4 protein-coding genes (1 of these 4 cut by a window edge) are annotated in these 18897 nt (G+C 70.7%); all 4 read left to right on the top strand.

The genetic code is table 11. The features are described 5' to 3' along the window. Positions 1 to 38 precede the first annotated feature (38 nt). The gene (locus AC6JA9_RS19165; protein WP_497960714.1) at positions 39 to 4667 is read left to right on the top strand and encodes a type I polyketide synthase; all 4629 of its coding nucleotides are present in this window, start codon (positions 39 to 41) and stop codon (positions 4665 to 4667) included. A 31-nt stretch (positions 4668 to 4698) separates the two neighbouring features. Next, complete coding sequence (locus AC6JA9_RS19160; RefSeq protein ID WP_497960371.1) at positions 4699 to 5997, top strand: glycosyltransferase; 1299 nt, start codon at positions 4699 to 4701, stop codon at positions 5995 to 5997. 20 nt (positions 5998 to 6017) lie between these two features. Continuing rightward, positions 6018 to 10391, top strand: coding sequence for a type I polyketide synthase (locus AC6JA9_RS19155; protein WP_497960369.1), 4374 nt, complete (start codon positions 6018 to 6020; stop codon positions 10389 to 10391). A gap of 106 nt (positions 10392 to 10497) precedes the next feature. Continuing rightward, positions 10498 to 18897, top strand: partial view of a non-ribosomal peptide synthase/polyketide synthase gene (locus tag AC6JA9_RS19150; RefSeq protein WP_497960368.1) — the 5' end (the start) only. It continues 37053 nt past the right edge of the window; the window shows 8400 of its 45453 coding nt (coding positions 1–8400); its start codon is at positions 10498 to 10500; its stop codon lies off the right edge, out of view.

Here is an 18897-nt window from a genome sequence, read left to right as displayed (position 1 = left end):
CGTCAGACATCGACGACGCGGACCTCGCCATCATCGGCATGTCCGGGCGCTTCCCTGGCGCGCGGAGCACGACCGAGCTGTGGGCGAACCTGCGCGGCGGCGTGGAGTCCATCCGCTTCTTCACGCCCGAGGAGAGCCTCGCCGCGGGCGTCGCTCCGGAGCAGGTGGAGGACCCGGACTTCGTGCGCGCCGCCGCGGTGATGCCCGAGCCCGAGTCCTTCGACGCCGCGTTCTTCGACATGCCGCCCCGTGAGGCGGAGCTGACGGACCCCCAGCACCGCGTCTTCCTGGAGGTCTGCTGGGAGGCGCTGGAGCACGCGGGCTACTCGCCGCGCGACTTCCCGGGCGCCATCTCCGTGTACGGCGGCGCCACGCTCAACACGTACCTGCTGATGAACCTGGCGCGCAACCCGCGCGTGCTGGAGTCGGTGGAGCCGGTGCAGGTGAACATCGGCAACGGCACGGACTTCCTGGCCACCCGCGTCTCGTACAAGCTGAACCTCCGGGGCGCGAGCCACGCGGTGCAGAGCGCGTGCTCGACGTCGCTGGTGGCGGTGCACCTGGCCTGCCAGAGCCTGCTCAACGGCGAGTGCGACATGGCGCTCGCGGGCGGCGCCTCCGTCAACGTGAGCTTCCTCCATGGCTATCGGCACGTGGAGGGCGGCATGGCGTCTCCGGATGGACGCTGCCGGCCCTTCGACGCGAAGGCGCGAGGCACGCTGTTCGGCAGCGGCGCGGGCGTGGTGGTGCTCAAGAAGCTGAAGGCCGCGGTGCGCGATGGCGACACCGTGCACGCGGTCATCAAGGGCTCGGCCATCAACAACGACGGCTCGCTCAAGGCGGGCTACACCGCGCCGGGCGTCGAGGGTCAGGCCCAGGTGGTGGCCGAGGCGCTGGCGGCCTCGGGGCTGGAGGCCGACGACATCGGCTACGTGGAGGCACACGGCACCGCGACGCCGCTGGGTGACCCCATCGAGGTGGAGGCGCTCACCCGCGCCTTCCGCGCGTCCACGCAGCGACGGCGCTACTGCGCGCTCGGCTCGGTGAAGGGCAACCTGGGCCACCTGGACGCGGCGGCCGGCGTGACGGGCCTCATCAAGGCGGCGATGGCGGTGAAGCACGGCGAGCTGCCGCCCAGCCTCCACTATGAGCGGCCCAACCCGGCCATCGACTTCGACAACAGCCCATTCTACGTCAACGCGACGCTCAAGCCATGGCCCGCCACCGCCATGCCTCGCCGCGCCGGGGTGAGCTCGTTCGGCGTGGGCGGCACCAACGCGCACGTCGTCCTGGAGCAGCCGCCGCGTCCGCTCGACAGCGCGACTCCGCGCCGTGCGTGGCAGTTGCTCCCGGTGTCGGCCCGCACGCCCTCCGCGCTGGAGACCAGCACGCAGCGGTTGGCGGAGGCGCTGAAGAATCTCCCCGACGCGAAGCTCGCGGACGTGGCGTGGACGCTCCAGGCGGGTCGTCAGCGCTTCTCGCACCGCCGCTTCATCCTCGCGCGCGATGCGGGCGACGCGGTGGAGGCGTTGACCCGGACTCCCACCGAGCCGTCAGCCCCCGAAGCCCAGGACAGCGTGGACCGGCCGGTGGCGTTCCTGTTCCCCGGCCAGGGCTCGCAGCACGTGGGCATGGGCCGCGCGCTGTACGACGCGGAGCCCGTGTTCCGGGCCGAGGTGGACCGGTGCACGGCGCTGCTGGTTCCGCACCTGGGCGGCAAGGACCTGCGCGACGTGCTGTATCCGAAGGCCGGCACACCGGAGGAGAACGAGCGCACGCTGGCGAGGACGGAGCTCACCCAGCCCGCGCTCTTCGTCCTCGAGTACGCCACCGCGCGGCTGTGGATGACCTGGGGCGTGAAGCCCGCCGCGATGCTCGGCCACAGCATCGGTGAGTACGTGGCCGCGTGCCTCGCGGGTGTCTTCTCGTTGGAGCACGCGCTCCAACTGGTGGCGGCGCGTGGACGGCTGATGCAGTCGCTCCCGTCCGGGGCGATGCTGGCCGTGCCGCTGAGCGAGGACGAGGTGCGACCCTACCTCGGCACCGAGCTGAGCCTCGCCGCGGTGAACTCGCCCATGCAGTGTGTCGTCTCCGGGCCGCATGAGGCGGTGGAGCGCGTGCGCCGCCTGCTCGAGGAGGCCGGCGTGCGCAGCCACGTGCTCGCCACGTCGCATGCGTTCCACTCGACGATGATGGACCCCATCCTCGACGCCTTCACCGCTCGCGCGGCGGCCATGCCGCTGCGGCCGCCCACCCTGCCCTTCGTCTCCAACGTCACCGGGACGTGGATCACCACCGAGCAGGCGACGAGCCCGCGTTACTGGGCACAGCACCTGCGCGGCGCGGTGCGCTTCGCCGATGGGCTCCACGCCCTGCTGTCGGACCCGAAGCGCGTGTTGCTCGAATGCGGCCCGGGACAGGTGCTCAGCAGGCTCGCGCGGAGACATCCGGACACAGTCGCGTCGCGCCCGGTGCTCGCGTCCATGCCGACGTCGCAGGACACCGTCGCACCGGGCGCACCACCGATCGCGTATTCGACGCTGGGCGACCTCTGGCTCGCGGGCGTCACCGTCGACTGGAAGGGCTTCCACGGCGAGGAGCGACGCCAGCGGCTCCCCCTCCCCACCTACCCGTTCGAGCGTCAGCGCTTCTGGGTGGAGCCGGAGACGCGGAACACGCCGTCCTCCGAAGCGAAGAGCGCGCCCGCCGCCACGGAGACCGCGCTCGTCCAGGAGCCGATGGAGCGCTGGTTCCATGTGCCGTCCTGGAAGCGCGCCCCGCTGTCGTCCTCGCTCGTCGCGCGAGGGGTCACGCCTCGCGTCTGGCTGGTGTTCGAGGACGAGGCCTCTCCCACCGACGCGCTCCTGGCTGCCGCCCCTGGTGAGGAGCGACGAGTCCTCCGCGTGCGCCCGGGTACGGCCTTCAGTCGCACAAAGGACTCCGAGTTCACCGTCGCGCCCGGCTCGCTGTCGGACTTCCGCGCGCTGCTCGGCGCGCTGCGTGACGCGGGCCTGCTGCCCGACGCCGTGCTGCACCTGTGGAGCCTCACGCCCGGGCTGCCCACGTCCTTCGCGCAGGCGCAGGCGAGCGGGTACCACTCGCTCGTCGCCCTCGCGCGTGCCCTCGTCGAGCACGCCCCCGAGAAGCCCTGCTCCATCTGGGTGGTGACCAATCACGTCCACGAGGTGACGGGCGACGAAGCCCTCTCGCCGGACAAGGCCACGGTGCTGGGCCCCTGCCAGGTCGTCTCGCAGGAGCAGCCGTTCCTGCGCTTGCGCCACATCGACGTGGTGACGGACGCGGACTTCAAGCTGCCCCCCGCGAGCCTCCAGTCCCTGCGCGCGGAGCTGCGCTCGACGGCTCTGGACACGGTGGTCGCGTTGCGAGGTCCGCACCGCTGGGTCCGCACGCTGGAGCCGCTGCCGCTGCCCGACGCGACGGGCGCGAAGGTCCTCTCGCGCCCGGGTGGCGTGTACCTGCTGGTGCATGGCCTCAGCGGCGTGGGCGCGATGAACGCCCGCGCCCTCGCGGGCATCTCGCCCGGCGCGAAGCTGGTCTGCCTGGAGCCCGCGGACCTGCCGTCACGCGAGCACTGGGACACGCACCTGTCCCAGCACGGCGAGGCGCATCCCTCGTCGCAGCGCATCCGTCGGGCTCGTCAGCTGGAGAGCCTGGGCGCCGAGGTCACCGTCATCTCCGGCGACGTGACGAGGCAGGAGTCCCTGCGCGAAGCGGTGGAGGCCGTGCTGGCGCGCTTCGGTGCCGTGCACGGCGTGGTGTACGGGGCCTGGCTGCCGCGCGAGCTGGTGGCGCGGCTCGTCTCCGAGACGGGGCCCGAGGAGAGCGCGTGGCACTTCGATGCGCGCGTGCGGGGACTGGCGCTGCTCGACCAGGTGCTCGGCGAGCGTCCCCTGGACTTCCGCGTGGTGGCGTCCTCCATCTCCTCCGTGCTGGGCGGCATGGCCACCGTCGCGCACACCGCGGCGAGCGCGTGGCAGGACACGTTCGCCCAGGCGACGACTCGCGCGGGGCGGCGCTGGGTGAGCCTGGATTGGGACGTGGTGCGCGTGGAGGACTACGGCGCGCATCCGGGTGCACGCGGAGAGGCCCTGGACCGGCTGGCCATCGCTCCCGAGCAGGGCGCCGAGGCCCTCGCGCGCGTGCTCTCGCAGTCCGAGGGCAGCTGGTGGGTGGTGTCCACGCACGACCCGGTGGCGCGACAGGCCCGCCCCCGCGCCGTCGAGGCGGTGGACTCCGCCACCCCGGCCGCGCGGCCTCAGCATCCCCGGCCATCGAACCTGCGCAGCGCCTATGTCGCGCCCACGACGGAGCTGGAGCGCACGCTCACGGAGCTCTGGCAGCAGACGCTCGGTGTCGCGCCCATCGGCATCCAGGACAACTTCTTCGAGCTGGGCGGTGACTCCCTCATCGCCGTGCAGCTCAGTGATCGGCTCAAGCGGCGCCTGGACATCAGCGTGCCCGCCTCCAGCCTCTACGAAGGCGTCACGGTGAAGGCCCTGGCCGCCCTGCTCCAGCCTCCCGAGGCGGGCACGGTGCAGGCGGAGACGGACGAGCGCGAGTCCACGGTGCAGCGCCGCAAGCAGAACCTCCAGCGGCAGCGCTCCCGGCGGCGCTCCGACGACGAGGAAGTGGAGGACGAGGGCTGAGTCGGCCCGCAGTCGACCCTGCCCGCGCACCATGCGAGTCATCCTCACCAACTTCGGGTCTCTCGGTGACGTCCAGCCCTTCGTGGCCCTGGCCGTCGAGCTCAAGCGCCACGGCCATCAGCCGGTGCTCGCCGCAGCGCCCTCGTACGAGGCGCTGGCGCGGCACCACGGCCTGGAGTTCGCCCCGGTGGGTCCCGACCTGAGGGACGCACAGAGCGGCATCACCCAGGCGATGATGGGCAACCCCGCGGTCGCCCACTCCGCCGGAGGCATGCTCCAGCTCTTCCAGCCGCTCGCCGAGGCCGTGCCCCTCATGCTGGAGGACCTGCGCGCGGCATGCCGCAACGCGGATGTCCTCGTCAGCGGACGCGTGCAGCCCGCCGCCCGCATGGTGCACGACCTCACGCACCTGCCCTTCGTGACGGTGCTCGTGGAGCACAGCGGCAGCGGTGGCGGGAGCCCGGCGTTCCAGGCCGCGGTGCGCGGACTGGTGAACCCGCTGCGCGAGTCCCTGCGACTGCCTCCGCTCGACAATCCGCTGGTGGATGGACTGTCACCGCAGCTGGTCCTCACCGCGCTGAGCCGGCACGTGCGCCCGCCCGCCTCGGACGCGCCGGCGCACCACCACACCGTCGGCTACTGCCTGCTCGACGAGCCGGACTTCACGCCGGACCCGAAGCTGGCCGCGTTCCTGGCGGAGGGCGAGCCGCCGGTGTGCATCACCTTCGGCAGCATGACGCACGCGGACCCGGCGGCGCTGACGGACACGCTGGTGGCCGCCGCCGAGCGCGCGGGACGACGGGCCCTCATCCAGCACGGCTGGAGCGGCCTGGGCCAGCGCGCCCTGCCTCCGACGGCGCACGCGCTGGGACAGGTGCCGCACTCGTGGCTGTTCTCGCGGGTGTCGTGCGTGGTGCACCACGGCGGCGCGGGGACCACGGGCGCGGCGTTCCGCGCGGGCGTCCCCCAGGTCGTCGTGCCGCACACCTATGACCAGTTCACCTGGGGCGAGGTCGTCCAGGAGCGCGGCTGCGGTGGACCGGCGATTCCCATCGGCGAGCTGAGCGTGGAGCGACTCGCGGCGGCGCTGCGCGCGGCGCACGAGGACACGGGCCTGCGCGCCTCGGCGGCGCGGCTGGGCGAGCAGCTCCGCGAAGAGCACGGAACGACGAAGGCGCGTCACCACATCGAGGACCTGGTCCGTCGGGTGGGGCTCGCCTCGGACCCGGTGAGCGGGGACGAGGGCGATGAGGACGCGGAAGACGAGGGGCGGCGTCAGCGGCGCAGGAGCGCGCTGAAGCAGCAGCGGGCGAGGAAGGTCGACACTTGAGCGGGACTCGGGAGAGAGACATGGCCACGGATTCGTCCAACGCGGACACCACCGGACTGGAGATCGCCGTCATCGGCATGGCGGGGCGGTTCCCGGGGGCGCGCGACCTGGAGGCCTTCTGGAAGAACCTGCGCGACGGCGTGGAGTCCATCCGGTTCCTGGAGGACGCGGACCTGGAGCCCAGCGCGCTCGACACCGCCGCCGTTCGCTCGGACCCGAACTACGTGAAGGCCGCAGCCGTCCTCGAGGACGCGGACCTGTTCGACGCGGGCTACTTCGGCGTCACCCCCAAGGAAGCGGAGGTGATGGACCCGCAGCAGCGCGTGTTCCTGGAGTGCGCCGTGGAGGCCCTGGAGCACGCGGGCTACGACACCGAGCGCTTCAAGGGCCGCATCGGCGTGTACGCCGGCGCGCGCACGGACACGTACGTCTTCAACCTCTTCTCGAACCCCGCCGCGCTGGGCGGGTTGGACCCGTTCGAGATCGGCCTGGGCAACGACCTGGCCTTCCTCACCACGCGAGTCGCACACCGGCTCAACCTGCGCGGCCCCGCGTACTCGGTGCACACCGCGTGCTCCACCGCGCTCGTCGCCCTGCACCTGGCCGGACAGGCGCTGCTCGCCGACGAGTGCCGGATGGCCGTCGCGGGCGGCGTGGCCATCAACGTCCCGCAGAACGTGGGCTACCTGTACCAGTACGGCGGCATCGTCTCGCCGGACGGCCACTGCCGCGCGTTCGACGCGAAGGCGGCGGGCACCATCTTCGGCAGCGGCATCGGCCTCGTCGTCCTCAAGCGGCTGGAGGACGCGCTCGCCGACGGTGACACCATCCACGCCGTCATCAAGGGCTCCGCCATCAACAACGACGGCGCCGTGAAGGCCAGCTTCACCGCGCCCAGCGTGCAGGGCCAGGCCACCGTCATCAAGGACGCGCTCGCCGCCGCCGAGGTGTCCGCCGACAGCATCCACTACGTGGAGGCGCACGGCACCGGCACCGCGCTGGGCGACCCCATCGAGATCCGCGCGCTGACGAAGGCCTTCGGCAACAAGACGAAGGGGCGCCGCACCATCCCCATCGGCTCGGTGAAGACGAACGTGGGACACCTGGACGCGGCGGCCGGCAGCGCGAGCCTGCTCAAGGCCATCCTGGCGATGAAGCACCAGCAGCTCCCGCCCAGCCTCCACTTCGAGTCACCCAACCCGCAGATCGACTTCGACAGCGGCCCCTTCTACGTGAACACCACGCTCCAGCCGTGGCCCCGTGGGCGCACGCCCCGGCGCGCGGGCGTGAGCTCGTTCGGCATCGGCGGCACCAACGCGCACGTCATCATCGAGGAGGCACCCGCCACGCCCGCGTCGTCCGTGAGCCGGCCCTGGGAGCTGCTCGTGCTGTCGGCGCGCAGCCACACGGCGCTCGACACGGCGACCGCGCGGCTCGCGCAGCACCTGGAGTCGCAGCCCGGGTTGTCGCTGGCGGACGTGGCCCACACGCTCCAGGTGGGTCGCAAGGCGCACTCGCATCGCCGGGTCCTCGTCGCCCGTGACGTCCAGGACGCCGTGCGCGTGCTGCGCATGGCCGAGCCCCAGCGCGTCCTCACGGCGACGCACGAGACGAGCCAGCGGCCCGTGTCGTTCCTCTTCTCCGATGCCGGCGCGGGCACGCCGCTGGAGTCGCTCTACCGCTCGGAGCCGGTGTTCCGCGCGGAGGTGGACGCGTGCGCGAAGCTGCTGCGCTCGCCGTTGGACCTGGACCTGAGCGCCGCGATGTATCCCGAGGACGGCAGCCGTCCCTCGCTCCCCGCCCCGCTGGGCACGATGGCGCGCTTCGTCGAGCAGTACGCGCTGGCGCGGCTGTGGATGGCCTGGGGCCTGGTGCCCGAGTCCGTGCTCGGAGAGGGCACCGGCGCGTGGGTCGCGGCGGCGCTCTCGGGAGCACTCCCGCTGGAGAAGGCCCTGACGATGGCGCTGCTCGGGGACCCGAGCAGTCAGCGTGCGGGCCTGACGGGCTCGGGGCTGAAGGCTCCCGAGACGCCGCTGCTCTCCTCCGCGACAGGCGCCTTCGTCACGGACGCCGAGGCCGTGCGCCCGGAGACCTGGCTGGACGCGGCGAGCAACACGTCCCGCCTGGACGATGCGCTGCGCGAGCTGGTGAAGGAGCCCACCCGCGTCGTCCTCACGATGGGGACCCCGGGGGCGCTGGTCGAGCGCGCCCGTGCGTTGGCCGGCACCACGGGCACGCGCGCGATCAGGACCAGCCTCGCGGACTCGCTGCCCGCGCTGGCCTCGGTGCTGAACACCCTGGGCCAGCTCTGGTTGGACGGCGTGGAGGTGGACTGGGACGACGTGAACGAGGACCGTGGCCTTCGCCGCGTGCCGCTGCCCACCTACCCCTTCGAGCGACAGCGCTACTGGGTGGCCCCCGCCGCGCGCGCCGAGTCCACGCAGGCCGTGTCGTCCCAGACGCCGCAAGGAAAGCTCGCGGACGTCGCGGACTGGTTCCATGTCCCCGCGTGGCACCGCACGGCGCCCATCGCCCTGGACCGCAAGGCCCTGCAGGAGCGCCGGTGCTGGGTGCTCTTCGTGGACGGCCTGGGCGTCGGCGAGGCGCTGGCCCGTCGACTGGAGGAGGCCGGGCAGGACGTGGTGCGCGTGCGCCAGGGCGGCGCCTTCATGCGCGACGCGGCGAAGCGCTACGCGCTGGATGCCCGGCTGCGCGGGGACTACGCGACGCTGTGGAAGGACCTGGCCGACCAGGACCTGAGCCCCTCGGTGGTGGTGCACCTGTGGAGCCTGGGCTCCTCGGGCGACGAGCCGTCCAGCCCCGAGCTGTTCCGCAAGGTCCAGGACACGGGCTACTACAGCCTGTTGCACCTGGGGCAGGCGCTCGCGAAGGGCGACACGTCGCGCCCGGTGCGCGTTGAAGTCGTGACGGACCGCGTGCAGGACGTCGCGGGCGAGGGCACGGCGCTCCCCGAGAAGGCCACGCTGCTGGGGCCCTGCAAGGTGATTCCGCAGGAGCAGGAGCACGTCTCCACGCGCTGCCTCGACGTCGTCGCCCCCGCGCCCGGAAGCCCGGCGGTGGAGAAGCTCGCGGAGCGACTGCTCGCCGAGCTGAGCCAGCGCTCGCGTGACGCCGTGGTCGCATGGCGCGGCAGCCTCCGCTACGCGCAGACGCACTCGCCGCTGCGCCTGGAGCCCGCCGGCGAGGCTCCCACGCCGCTGCGTGAGCAGGGCGTGTACCTCATCACGGGCGGCCTCGGCGGGGTCGGCCTGATGCTGGCCGAGCATCTGGCGCGCACGCTCCACGCGCGCATCGCACTCTTGGGTCGCACGGCGCTGCCCGCGCCCTCCGAGTGGGATTCCTACCTGGCCACGCATCCCGAGGACGATGCCGTGGCGCGCCGCATCCTCCGCGTGCGAGAGCTGGAGCAGGCGGGCGCCCAGGTGATGGTGGTGCACGCGGACGTCGCGGACGCGGCGCGGTTGGAGGCGGCCGTCGCCAAGGTGGAGGCCCGCTTCGGCGCGTTGAACGGCGTGCTCCACTGCGCGGGCGTCACGCAGGGCCCGTCGCTCTACAACCCGCTGACGGACATCGGCCGGAGCGAGTCCGAGACGCAGTTCGGCCCCAAGGTCCATGGCACCTATGCCCTGGAGCAGGTGCTGAGCCGGCGCTCGGCGGACTTCGTGCTGCTCTTCTCGTCCAACGCCGCGGTGCTCGGCGGCCTGGGCTACCTGACGTACGCGTCCTCGAACCTGTTCATGGATGCCTTCGCGCACGCGCGCGCGGGCCGCACGGGGACGCGCTGGGTGAGCGCGTCGTGGGACCCGTGGCCCGAGGAGACGAAGCACACGAACGTGCGCACCAGCATGGACCAGTACGCCATGACGCCCGCGGAGGGCGCGGAGGCCGTACGCCGACTGGTGACGCTCGGCGTGGATGGTCAGGTGGTGGTCGCCACCGGTGACCTGGCGCAGCGCTGGCGGCTGTGGATTCAGAGGGAGACGTCGCAGCCCACCGCGGGAGCCCGCGCGGCCGGCAAGCCGCGTCGCTCGAAGACGCCCTTCGTCGCGCCCGGCTCCGAGCTGGAGAAGCAGCTCGCGGCGCTCTGGCAGGAGGTCCTCGGCGTCGACTCCGTGGGCCTCAACGACAACTTCTTCGACCTGGGTGGCCACTCGCTCCTGGCCACGCGCGTGGCGGGACGGCTGCGCACCCAGTTCGACCTGGACATTCCCCTGGCGAAGCTCTTCGAGGCCGCCACGGTGGCCTCGCTGGCGAAGCTGGTGGCGGACCATCAGGCGGCGCTGGAAGAGGCCGCCAGTCAGGCCGCGCTCGATGAGCTGGCCAACCTCAGTGACGAAGAAATCGAAGCCGAGCTCGCGCGTCGCTCGCGATAGCCGGCCCTGAACCTTTCATGGACCGGAGAGCCCTGCTCGTCCGGTCCCCTCGAACTTCCCTCCGCCCTGGGCCATCCCCAGCCACCGGAGGACCCGGAGTCCAGCAATGAGCGGTAGTTCCAAGAACCTCGACAAGCTCACTCCCAAGCAGCGCGCGCTGTACGAGTTGCTCCTCAAGGAGAAGAAGGGCCAGCTGCAGGCCTCGTCGGCCCAGGCACTCGAGCGGACCATTCCGCGTCGCGCCAGCACCGAGCCGGCGCCCGCGTCCTTCCCGCAGCAGCGGCTGTGGGTGGTGGATCAGCTCGAGGGCGGCCAGGCGTTCGCCTACAACGTCCACATCACCGTGCAGTTCAGCGGCACACTGGACATCCCGCTGCTGGAGCGGTGCGTGAACCAGGTGGTGCGCCGGCACGAGTCGCTGCGCACGGTGTTCGCCGCGCGCGACGACGGGCTCCCCGTGCAGGTCGTCCTGCCGGAGCTGACACTGCACATCCCCGTGGAGGACATCTCCGCGCTGGCCAAGGAGGAGCAGGACGCGGAGGTGGAGCGCCGCACCAGCGAGGAGTCCCAGCGCCTGTTCGACCTGGCGAAGGGTCCGCTGCTGCGAGGCAAGGTGCTGCGCCTGGGGCCCGACAACCACGTGGCGCTCGTCACCATGCACCACCTGGTGACGGACCGCTGGTCGCTGGGCGTCTTCGTGCGCGAGCTGATGGCGTTCTACGCCGCGGAGGTCACGGGACAATCGCCCGCGATTCCCGAGCTGGCCATCCAGTACTCGGACTTCGCGGAGTGGCAGCGCGAGCGGATGCAGGGCGAGCGGCTGCGCGTCGAGCTCGACTTCTGGAAGCAGCACCTGAAGACGCTGCCCGCGCCGCTGGAGCTGCCCACCGACAGGCCGCGTCCCGTGCGCCAGACGTACCGGGGCTCGCGTCAGTTCGTCACGCTCCCGGTGGCGCTCACGCGCGCGCTGAAGGAAGTGAGCCAGCAGGAGGGCGCCACCCTCTTCATGACGTTGCTGGCGACGTTCCAGACGCTGATGCACCGTCACTCGCGGCAGACGGACATCACCGTCGGCTCTCCCATCGCCGGCCGCAACGTGCCGGAGCTGGAGTCGTTGATCGGCTTCTTCGTCAACACGCTGGTGCTGCGCAACGACCTGGGCGGCAACCCCACCTTCCGCGAGCTGCTGCGCCGCGCGAAGGACGTGTGCATGGCGGCGTACGCGCATCAGGAGCTGCCGTTCGAGAAGCTCGTCGAGGAGCTGCAGCCCCCGCGCGACCTGAGCCGTCACCCGCTGTTCCAGGTGATGTTCAGCTTCCAGAACACCCCGCGCCAGGACCTGTCCATGCCGGGGCTCCAGTCCACGTATCTGCTCGTGGACCCGGGCTCGGCCAAGTTCGACCTGCTGCTGGAATTGCGCGAGGACCGGCCGGACGAGATCTTCGGCTGGCTCGAGTACAACACCGACCTCTTCGACGTGACGACGGTCCAGCGGCTGCGTGGGCACTTCTACACGCTGCTCGGCGCGGTGGCCGCCAACCCGGACACCCGTCTGTCCGAGCTGCCGCTGCTCACCCAGGATGAGCACGTCCAGTTGCTCTCCGACTTCCAGGGCGAGCACGTCCGTTACCCCGAGGACGCCACCCTCCACTCCCTCTTCGAGGCCCAGGCCCTCCGCACGCCTCACGCCGAAGCCCTCCGCTTCGAGGGCACGTCTCTCTCCTACGCTCAGCTCGACGCGCGCTCCAACCAGCTCGCCCACCACCTGCGCTCTCTCGGCGCCCGCCCGGGCCTGCTCGTCGCCGTCTGCCTCGAGCGCTCCCTCGACCTCGTCGTCTCACTCCTCGCCGTCCTCAAGTCCGGCGCCGCCTACGTCCCCCTCGACCCCGCCTACCCGCGCGAGCGTCTCGCCGGCATGCTCGAGGACGCCCAGGCCCCCGTCCTCCTCACCCACTCACGCCTGACCTCCGTCCTGCCTCAGCACGCCTCCCAGGTGCTCTGCCTCGACACCCAGTGGGACGCCGTCTCCCGTCAGTCCTCCGCCTCTCTCCCTCCTCTCGCGGGGCCGGACTCCCTCGCCTACGTCATCTTCACCTCGGGCTCCACCGGCCGCCCCAAGGGCGCCATGAACGCCCACTCCGGTGTCGTCAACCGCCTCCTCTGGATGCAGCAGCAGTACTCCCTCACCGCCCTCGACACCGTCCTCCAGAAGACTCCCTTCAGCTTCGACGTCTCCGTCTGGGAGTTCTTCTGGCCCCTTCTCACCGGCGCTCGCCTCGTCCTCGCCAGGCCCGGCGGACACCAGGACCCCGCCTACCTCGTCCGCCTCCTCTCCGACGAGCGCGTCTCCACCGTCCACTTCGTCCCCTCCATGCTCCGCGCCTTCCTCGAGGAGCCGGGGCTCGACTCCCTCAACCACCTGCGCCGCGTCCTCTGCTCCGGTGAGGCCCTCCCCGCCGACCTCGTCCACCGCGCCCACTCGCGCCTTCACCCCTCCTCCGAGCTCCACAACCTCTACGGCCCCACCGAGGCCGCCGTCGACGTCTCCTTCTTCCACTGCGCTCGCGGCTCCTCCCTCTCCTCCATCCCCATCGGCAGGCCCGTCGCCAATACCCGCCTCTACGTCCTCGACTCCCAGGGGCAACCCGCCCCCGTCGGTGTCCCGGGCGAGCTCTTCATCGGCGGTGTCCAGGTCGGCCTCGGCTACTGGCGCTCCCCTCACCTCACCGCAGAGCGCTTCATCCCCGATGCCTTCAGCGACTCTCCCGGCGCGCGCCTCTACCGCACCGGTGACCTCGCTCGCTGGCTCCCCGACGGCACCCTCGAGTACCTCGGCCGCTCCGACTTCCAGGTCAAGCTGCGTGGCTTCCGCATCGAACTCGGTGAAGTCGAGAACGCGCTGCGTTCGGTTCCGTCCGTCTCCGATGCGGTCGTCACCGTGCGCGACGAGGCGCGTCTCGTCGCCTATCTCGTCTCCACGTCACAGGACACCTCGGCTCTCCGGGATACGCTCTCCCAGCGCCTGCCCGAGTACATGGTGCCGTCCGCGTTCGTCTTCCTCGACGCGCTCCCGCTGAGCCCCAGCGGCAAGGTGGACCGCAAGGCGCTCCCCTCGCCTGACTTCGTCCCTGTCGCGCGGGAGTTCGTCGCGCCTCGCACGCCGACGGAGCAGTTGCTTGCGTCCCTGTTCGCCTCGGTCCTCCGGGTCGAGCAGGTCGGTGCCACCGACCACTTCTTCGAGCTGGGTGGACACTCGCTGTTGGGAACGCGGTTGGTCGCGCAGCTGCGCTCCGCCACGGGCGTCACGTTGCCGTTGCGGGACCTCTTCGAGGCGCCGACAGTAGAGCTGCTCGCGAAGCGGCTCGGAGCGCTGTCGCAGGGGGAATCCGACGGCGCGGCGAAGCTGGCGCCTGTCTCTCGGGCGGGTGCGATTCCGCTGTCGTTCGCGCAGCAACGCCTGTGGTTCCTGGATCAGCTCCAGCCCGGCACTGCGTCGTACAACCTGCCCGCGGCGCTGCGACTGGAGGGCTCGCTGGATGTGGCGGCCCTGAGGCAGTCGCTGCGCGCGCTCGTTCAGCGCCATGAGGTGCTGCGCACGCACTTCGTCGTTCGTGATTCACAGCCCCTCCAGGTCATCCGGCCCGAAGCCGAGGTCGAGCTGCCCGTGGTGGAGCTCGCTGGGTTGGATGGACAGCCGCGCGAGGAGGAAGCGCGTCGACTGATGCGCGAAGAGGCGCTCCGTCCGTTCGACCTGGCGCGTGGACCGCTGGTCCGAGCCTCTCTGTTGCGGCTGGATGCGCGACAGCATCTGCTGCTCGTCACCGTCCACCACATCATCTCGGATGGATGGTCCACGGAGATCATGGTCCGTGAGCTGGGGGCCTTCTACCGCCAGTTCTCGGGCGGAGAGCCCGCGCAGCTCGCGTCGCTCCCCATCCAGTACGCGGACTTCTCCGTCTGGCAGCGGCAGTGGCTCGACGGCGAGCGGCTCCGGGGCGAGTTGGATTGGTGGCGGGAGCAGCTCACGGGGGCGCCGTCGGCGTTGGAGCTGCCCACGGACAGGCCGCGTCCGGCCGCGCAGACCGAGCGCGGCGCGGTGCTTCCGATCGAACTCTCCGGGAGCCTGAGCAACGCGGTGAAGGCGCTCGCGCAGCGCGAGGGGGCCACGCCGTTCATGGTCCTGCTCGCGGCCTGGCAGCTCGTGCTCTCGCGCTACTCGGGCCAGGACGACGTCTCCGTGGGCTCGCCCATCGCGAACCGCAACCGCGCGGAGACCGAGGGCCTGGTCGGATTCTTCGTCAACACGCTCGTCCTGCGCTCGCGCATCGACACGCAGCGCACGTTCCGTGAGCTGCTGGGACAGGTGCGTCTGAGCACCCTCGCCGCCTACGAGCACCAGGACGTCCCGTTCGAGAAGCTCGTCGAGGAACTGCAGCCACAGCGTGACCTGAGCCGCTCGCCCCTGTTCCAGGTCACCCTCACCCTGCAGAACACGCCGAGCGCCACGCTGACGCTCCCCGGCATCACGCTCACGCAGCTACCGCCGGAGCTGGAGACGTCGAAATTCGACATCAGCTTGCTGCTCGAGGAGGACTCGGGCGGATTCGCGGGTGTCTTCAACTACAACACCGACCTGTTCGACGCGGCGACCATCGAGGGCCTGTCGCGCCACTTCTCCGTGCTGCTCACCGAGGCGGTCTCCACGCCCGACATGCAGCTCGCGCGGCTTCCGTTGCTCACGTCCGCCGAGAAGCAGCAGGTGCTCTCGACGTGGAACGAGACAGCCCGGGCGTATCCGCGCAGCGCGAGCGTGCATGCGCTGTTCGAACAGCAGGTGGTCCGTTCACCGGAGGCCGTCGCCGTTGTCTCCGGGGATGAGGCTGTCACCTACTCGCAGCTCGACGCGCGCTCCAACCAGCTCGCCCACCACCTACGCGCCCTGGGTGTCCTCCCCGGCTCTCGCGTCGCGGTTCGCCTCGACCGCTCCGCGGACCTCATCGTCTCCCTGCTGGCCATCCTCAAGGTCGGCGCGGCCTACGTCCCCCTCGACAAGGCCTGGCCTTCCGAGCGCCTCTCCTTCGTCCTCCGTGAGTCCGCCGCCGGCGTCCTCATCTCCCACTCCGACGTCGCAGACGACTTGCCTGCCTTCGGCGCCGTCCTCCTCCTCGTCGACGAGGAGGCCTCTCGCATCTCACGTCGGCCCACGACTGCGCTGCCCTCTGACGTCTCCGGCGACGACCTCGCCTACGTCATGTTCACCTCGGGCTCCACCGGCGAGCCCAAGGGTGTCTGCGTTCCCCACCGCGGCGTCACTCGCCTCGTCTCTTCTTCCTTCATCCACTTCGGTGCCTCCGAAGTCTGGCTCCACGCCGCTCCTGTCGCCTTCGACGCCTCCACCCTCGAAATCTGGGGGGCCCTGCTTCACGGCTCGAAGCTCGTCCTCGCGCCCCCCCACTCCCTCTCCCTGGAGGAGTTGGGTGCTGTCCTCTCCCGCGAGAAGGTCTCCTCTCTCTGGCTGACGGCGGCCCTCTTCGAGCAGATGGTTGCCCACCAGCCTTCTGCTTTGGCGGGTGTCCGCCAGTTGCTCGCTGGTGGTGACGTGCTCCCGCCTCACCGCGTCCGTGAGCACCTCGCCCGCCTCCCCGAAGGCCACGTCCTCGTCAACGGCTACGGCCCCACCGAGAACACCACCTTCTCCGCCACCCACGCCCTCCGCCATGGTGACGAAGTCTCCCGCTCCGTCCCCATCGGCTCGCCTCTCTCCAACTCCTCCGCCTTCGTCCTCGACTCCTCCTTCCAGCCGCTTCCTCCTGGCGTTCCGGGCGAGCTCTTCGTCGGTGGTGACGGTCTGGCTTGGGGTTACCTCAACCGCGCGGACCTCACCGCCGAGCGCTTCGTCCCGCATCCCTTCAGCAGTGCCCCCGGTGCTCGCCTCTACCGCACCGGTGACAAGGCTCGCTGGCTCTCCGACGGCACCCTCGAGTTCCTCGGCCGCAACGACTTCCAGGTGAAGATTCGTGGCTTCCGCATCGAGCTCGGCGAAGTCGAGGCCGCTCTGCGCCTCTTCTCCGGCATCCAGGACGCCGTCGTCCTCGCTCGTGAGGATGTCCCCGGTGACAAGCGTCTCGTCGCCTACTTCACCGCCGCCGAAGCGCAGTCCGTCGATACCACCGCGCTCAAGGGATTCCTCCAGCAGCGACTGCCCGAGTACATGGTGCCCTCGGCTTTCGTTTCGCTGACGGCCTTCCCCCTCTCCGTCAACGGCAAGCTCGACCGCAAGTCGCTCCCTGCTCCTGACTTCGCCTCGGCGGCTTCCGCTGACGAATTCGTCGAGCCTTCCACTCCCGCCCAGGCTCGCCTCGCCTCCATCTTCGCCGACGTCCTCGGCCTGGAGCGCGTCAGCCTCCACGGCGACTTCTTCGAGTTGGGTGGCCACTCCCTCCTCGCCACCCAGGTCGTCTCTCGCATCCGCTCCGCCTTCAGCGTCGAACTGCCTCTCGGTGAGCTCTTCGCCGCCCCCACCGTCGTGCTCCTCGCTCAGCGCCTCGAGCAGCACGGCTCCGCTTCCCGCCAGCCTCCTCTCGTCCCTGTCGACCGCTCCCAGCCGCTGCCTCTCTCCTTCGCCCAGCAGCGTCTCTGGTTCCTCGACCAACTCCAGCCCGGTTCCTCCACCTACAACATCCCCTGGGTTCTCAAGCTCTCCGGCGCACTCGATGTCAGCGCGCTGCGCCTCTCCCTCAACTCGCTCATCCAGCGACATGAGGCTTTGCGCACTCGCTTCGCCGTTCACGAGGGTCAGCCCGTCCAGCTCATCGACCGGGACTTCTCTCTGGAACTGCCGGTCACCGACCTCTCCTCGCGCTCGGAACAGGAGCGAGAGGCCGAGGCCCAGCGGTTGGCCTCGCAGGAGGCACTGCGTCCGTTCGACCTCGCGCAGGGGCCCGTGGTCAGGGCGTCACTCGTCCGCCGGACCGCATCGCAGCATCTGCTGCTCGTCACCGTTCACCACATCGCGTCCGACGGCTGGTCCATTGCCGTCATCCTGCGCGAACTCGCAGCCCTCTACCGTCAGTTCTCCGGGGGAGAGGCCGCGCAGCTCGCCCCCCTGCCCATCCAGTACGCCGACTTCTCCGTCTGGCAGCGCCAGTGGCTCCACGGCGACGTCCTCGCCTCCGAGCTCGGCTGGTGGCGTCAGCAACTCTCGGGCGCCGCTTCCGCGCTCGAGCTGCCCACCGACAAGCCTCGCCCCGCCGTTCAGTCCTACCGCGGCGCCGTGCTCCCCATCGAGCTCTCTCGGGAACTCACTCTGGCCGTCAAGGCCCTGGCCCAGCGCGAGGGCGCCACGCCCTTCATGGTCTTGCTGGCTTCCTTCCAGCTCCTGCTCTCTCGCTACTCGGGACAGGACGACGTCTCCGTGGGTTCGCCGGTCGCCAACCGGAACCGCTCCGAGACGGAGGGCCTCATCGGCTTCTTCGTCAACACCCTCGTCTTCCGCGCCCGGATCGATGGCAGGCAGTCCTTCCGCGAGCTGCTGGGACAGGTGCGCCTGAACACCCTCGCGGCTTATGAGCATCAGGATGTCCCCTTCGAGAAGCTCGTCGAGGAACTCCAGCCCCAGCGTGACCTGAGCCGCTCCCCGCTCTTCCAGGTCACCCTCACGCTGCAGAACGCACCCGAGGCAGCCCTCGCGCTCTCGGGCCTGGTGCTCGAGCCGGTCCCCGCTGAAATCAACACATCGAAGTATGACTTCAGCCTGTTGTTCGATGAAGGCGACCGGTTCTCGGGCGTCCTCAACTACAACACCGACCTGTTCGAAGCGGCCACCATGCAGGGCCTGCTTCGCCACTTCACCGTGCTGCTCGAGACGGCCGTCTCTCGGCCCGAACAGTCTCTGGGCACGCTCTCGGCACTGAGTGCTCACGAGAAGCAGCAGGTGCTCTCGACGTGGAACGAGACAGCCCGGGCGTATCCGCGCAGCGCGAGCGTGCATGCGCTGTTCGAACAGCAGGTGGTCCGTTCGCCCGACGCAGTCGCCGTTGTCTCCGGGGATGAGGCTGTCACCTACTCGCAGCTCGACGCGCGCTCCAACCAGCTCGCCCACCACCTGCGCGCCCTCGGTGTCCTCCCTGGCTCTCGCGTCGCTGTCCGCCTCGACCGCTCCGCTGACCTCATCGTCTCCCTGCTCGCCGTCCTCAAGGCCGGCGCGGCTTACGTCCCCCTCGACAAGGCCTGGCCTTCCGAGCGCCTCTCCTTCGTCCTCCGTGAGTCCGCCGCCGGCGTCCTCATCTCCCACTCCGACGTCGCAGACGACTTGCCGGCCTTCGGCGCCGTCCTCCTCCTCGTCGACGAGGAGGCCTCTCGCATCTCACGTCGGCCCACGACTGCGCTTGTTTCCGAAGTGACGGGCGATGACCTCGCCTACGTCATGTTCACCTCAGGCTCCACCGGCGAGCCCAAGGGTGTCTGCGTTCCTCACCGCGGCGTCACTCGCCTCGTCTCTTCTTCC

The organism is Myxococcus sp. MH1 (assembly GCF_059738865.1).
The sequence above is the reverse complement of the archived record's forward strand: the minus strand, read 5'-3'. Positions and strand labels throughout refer to the sequence as shown.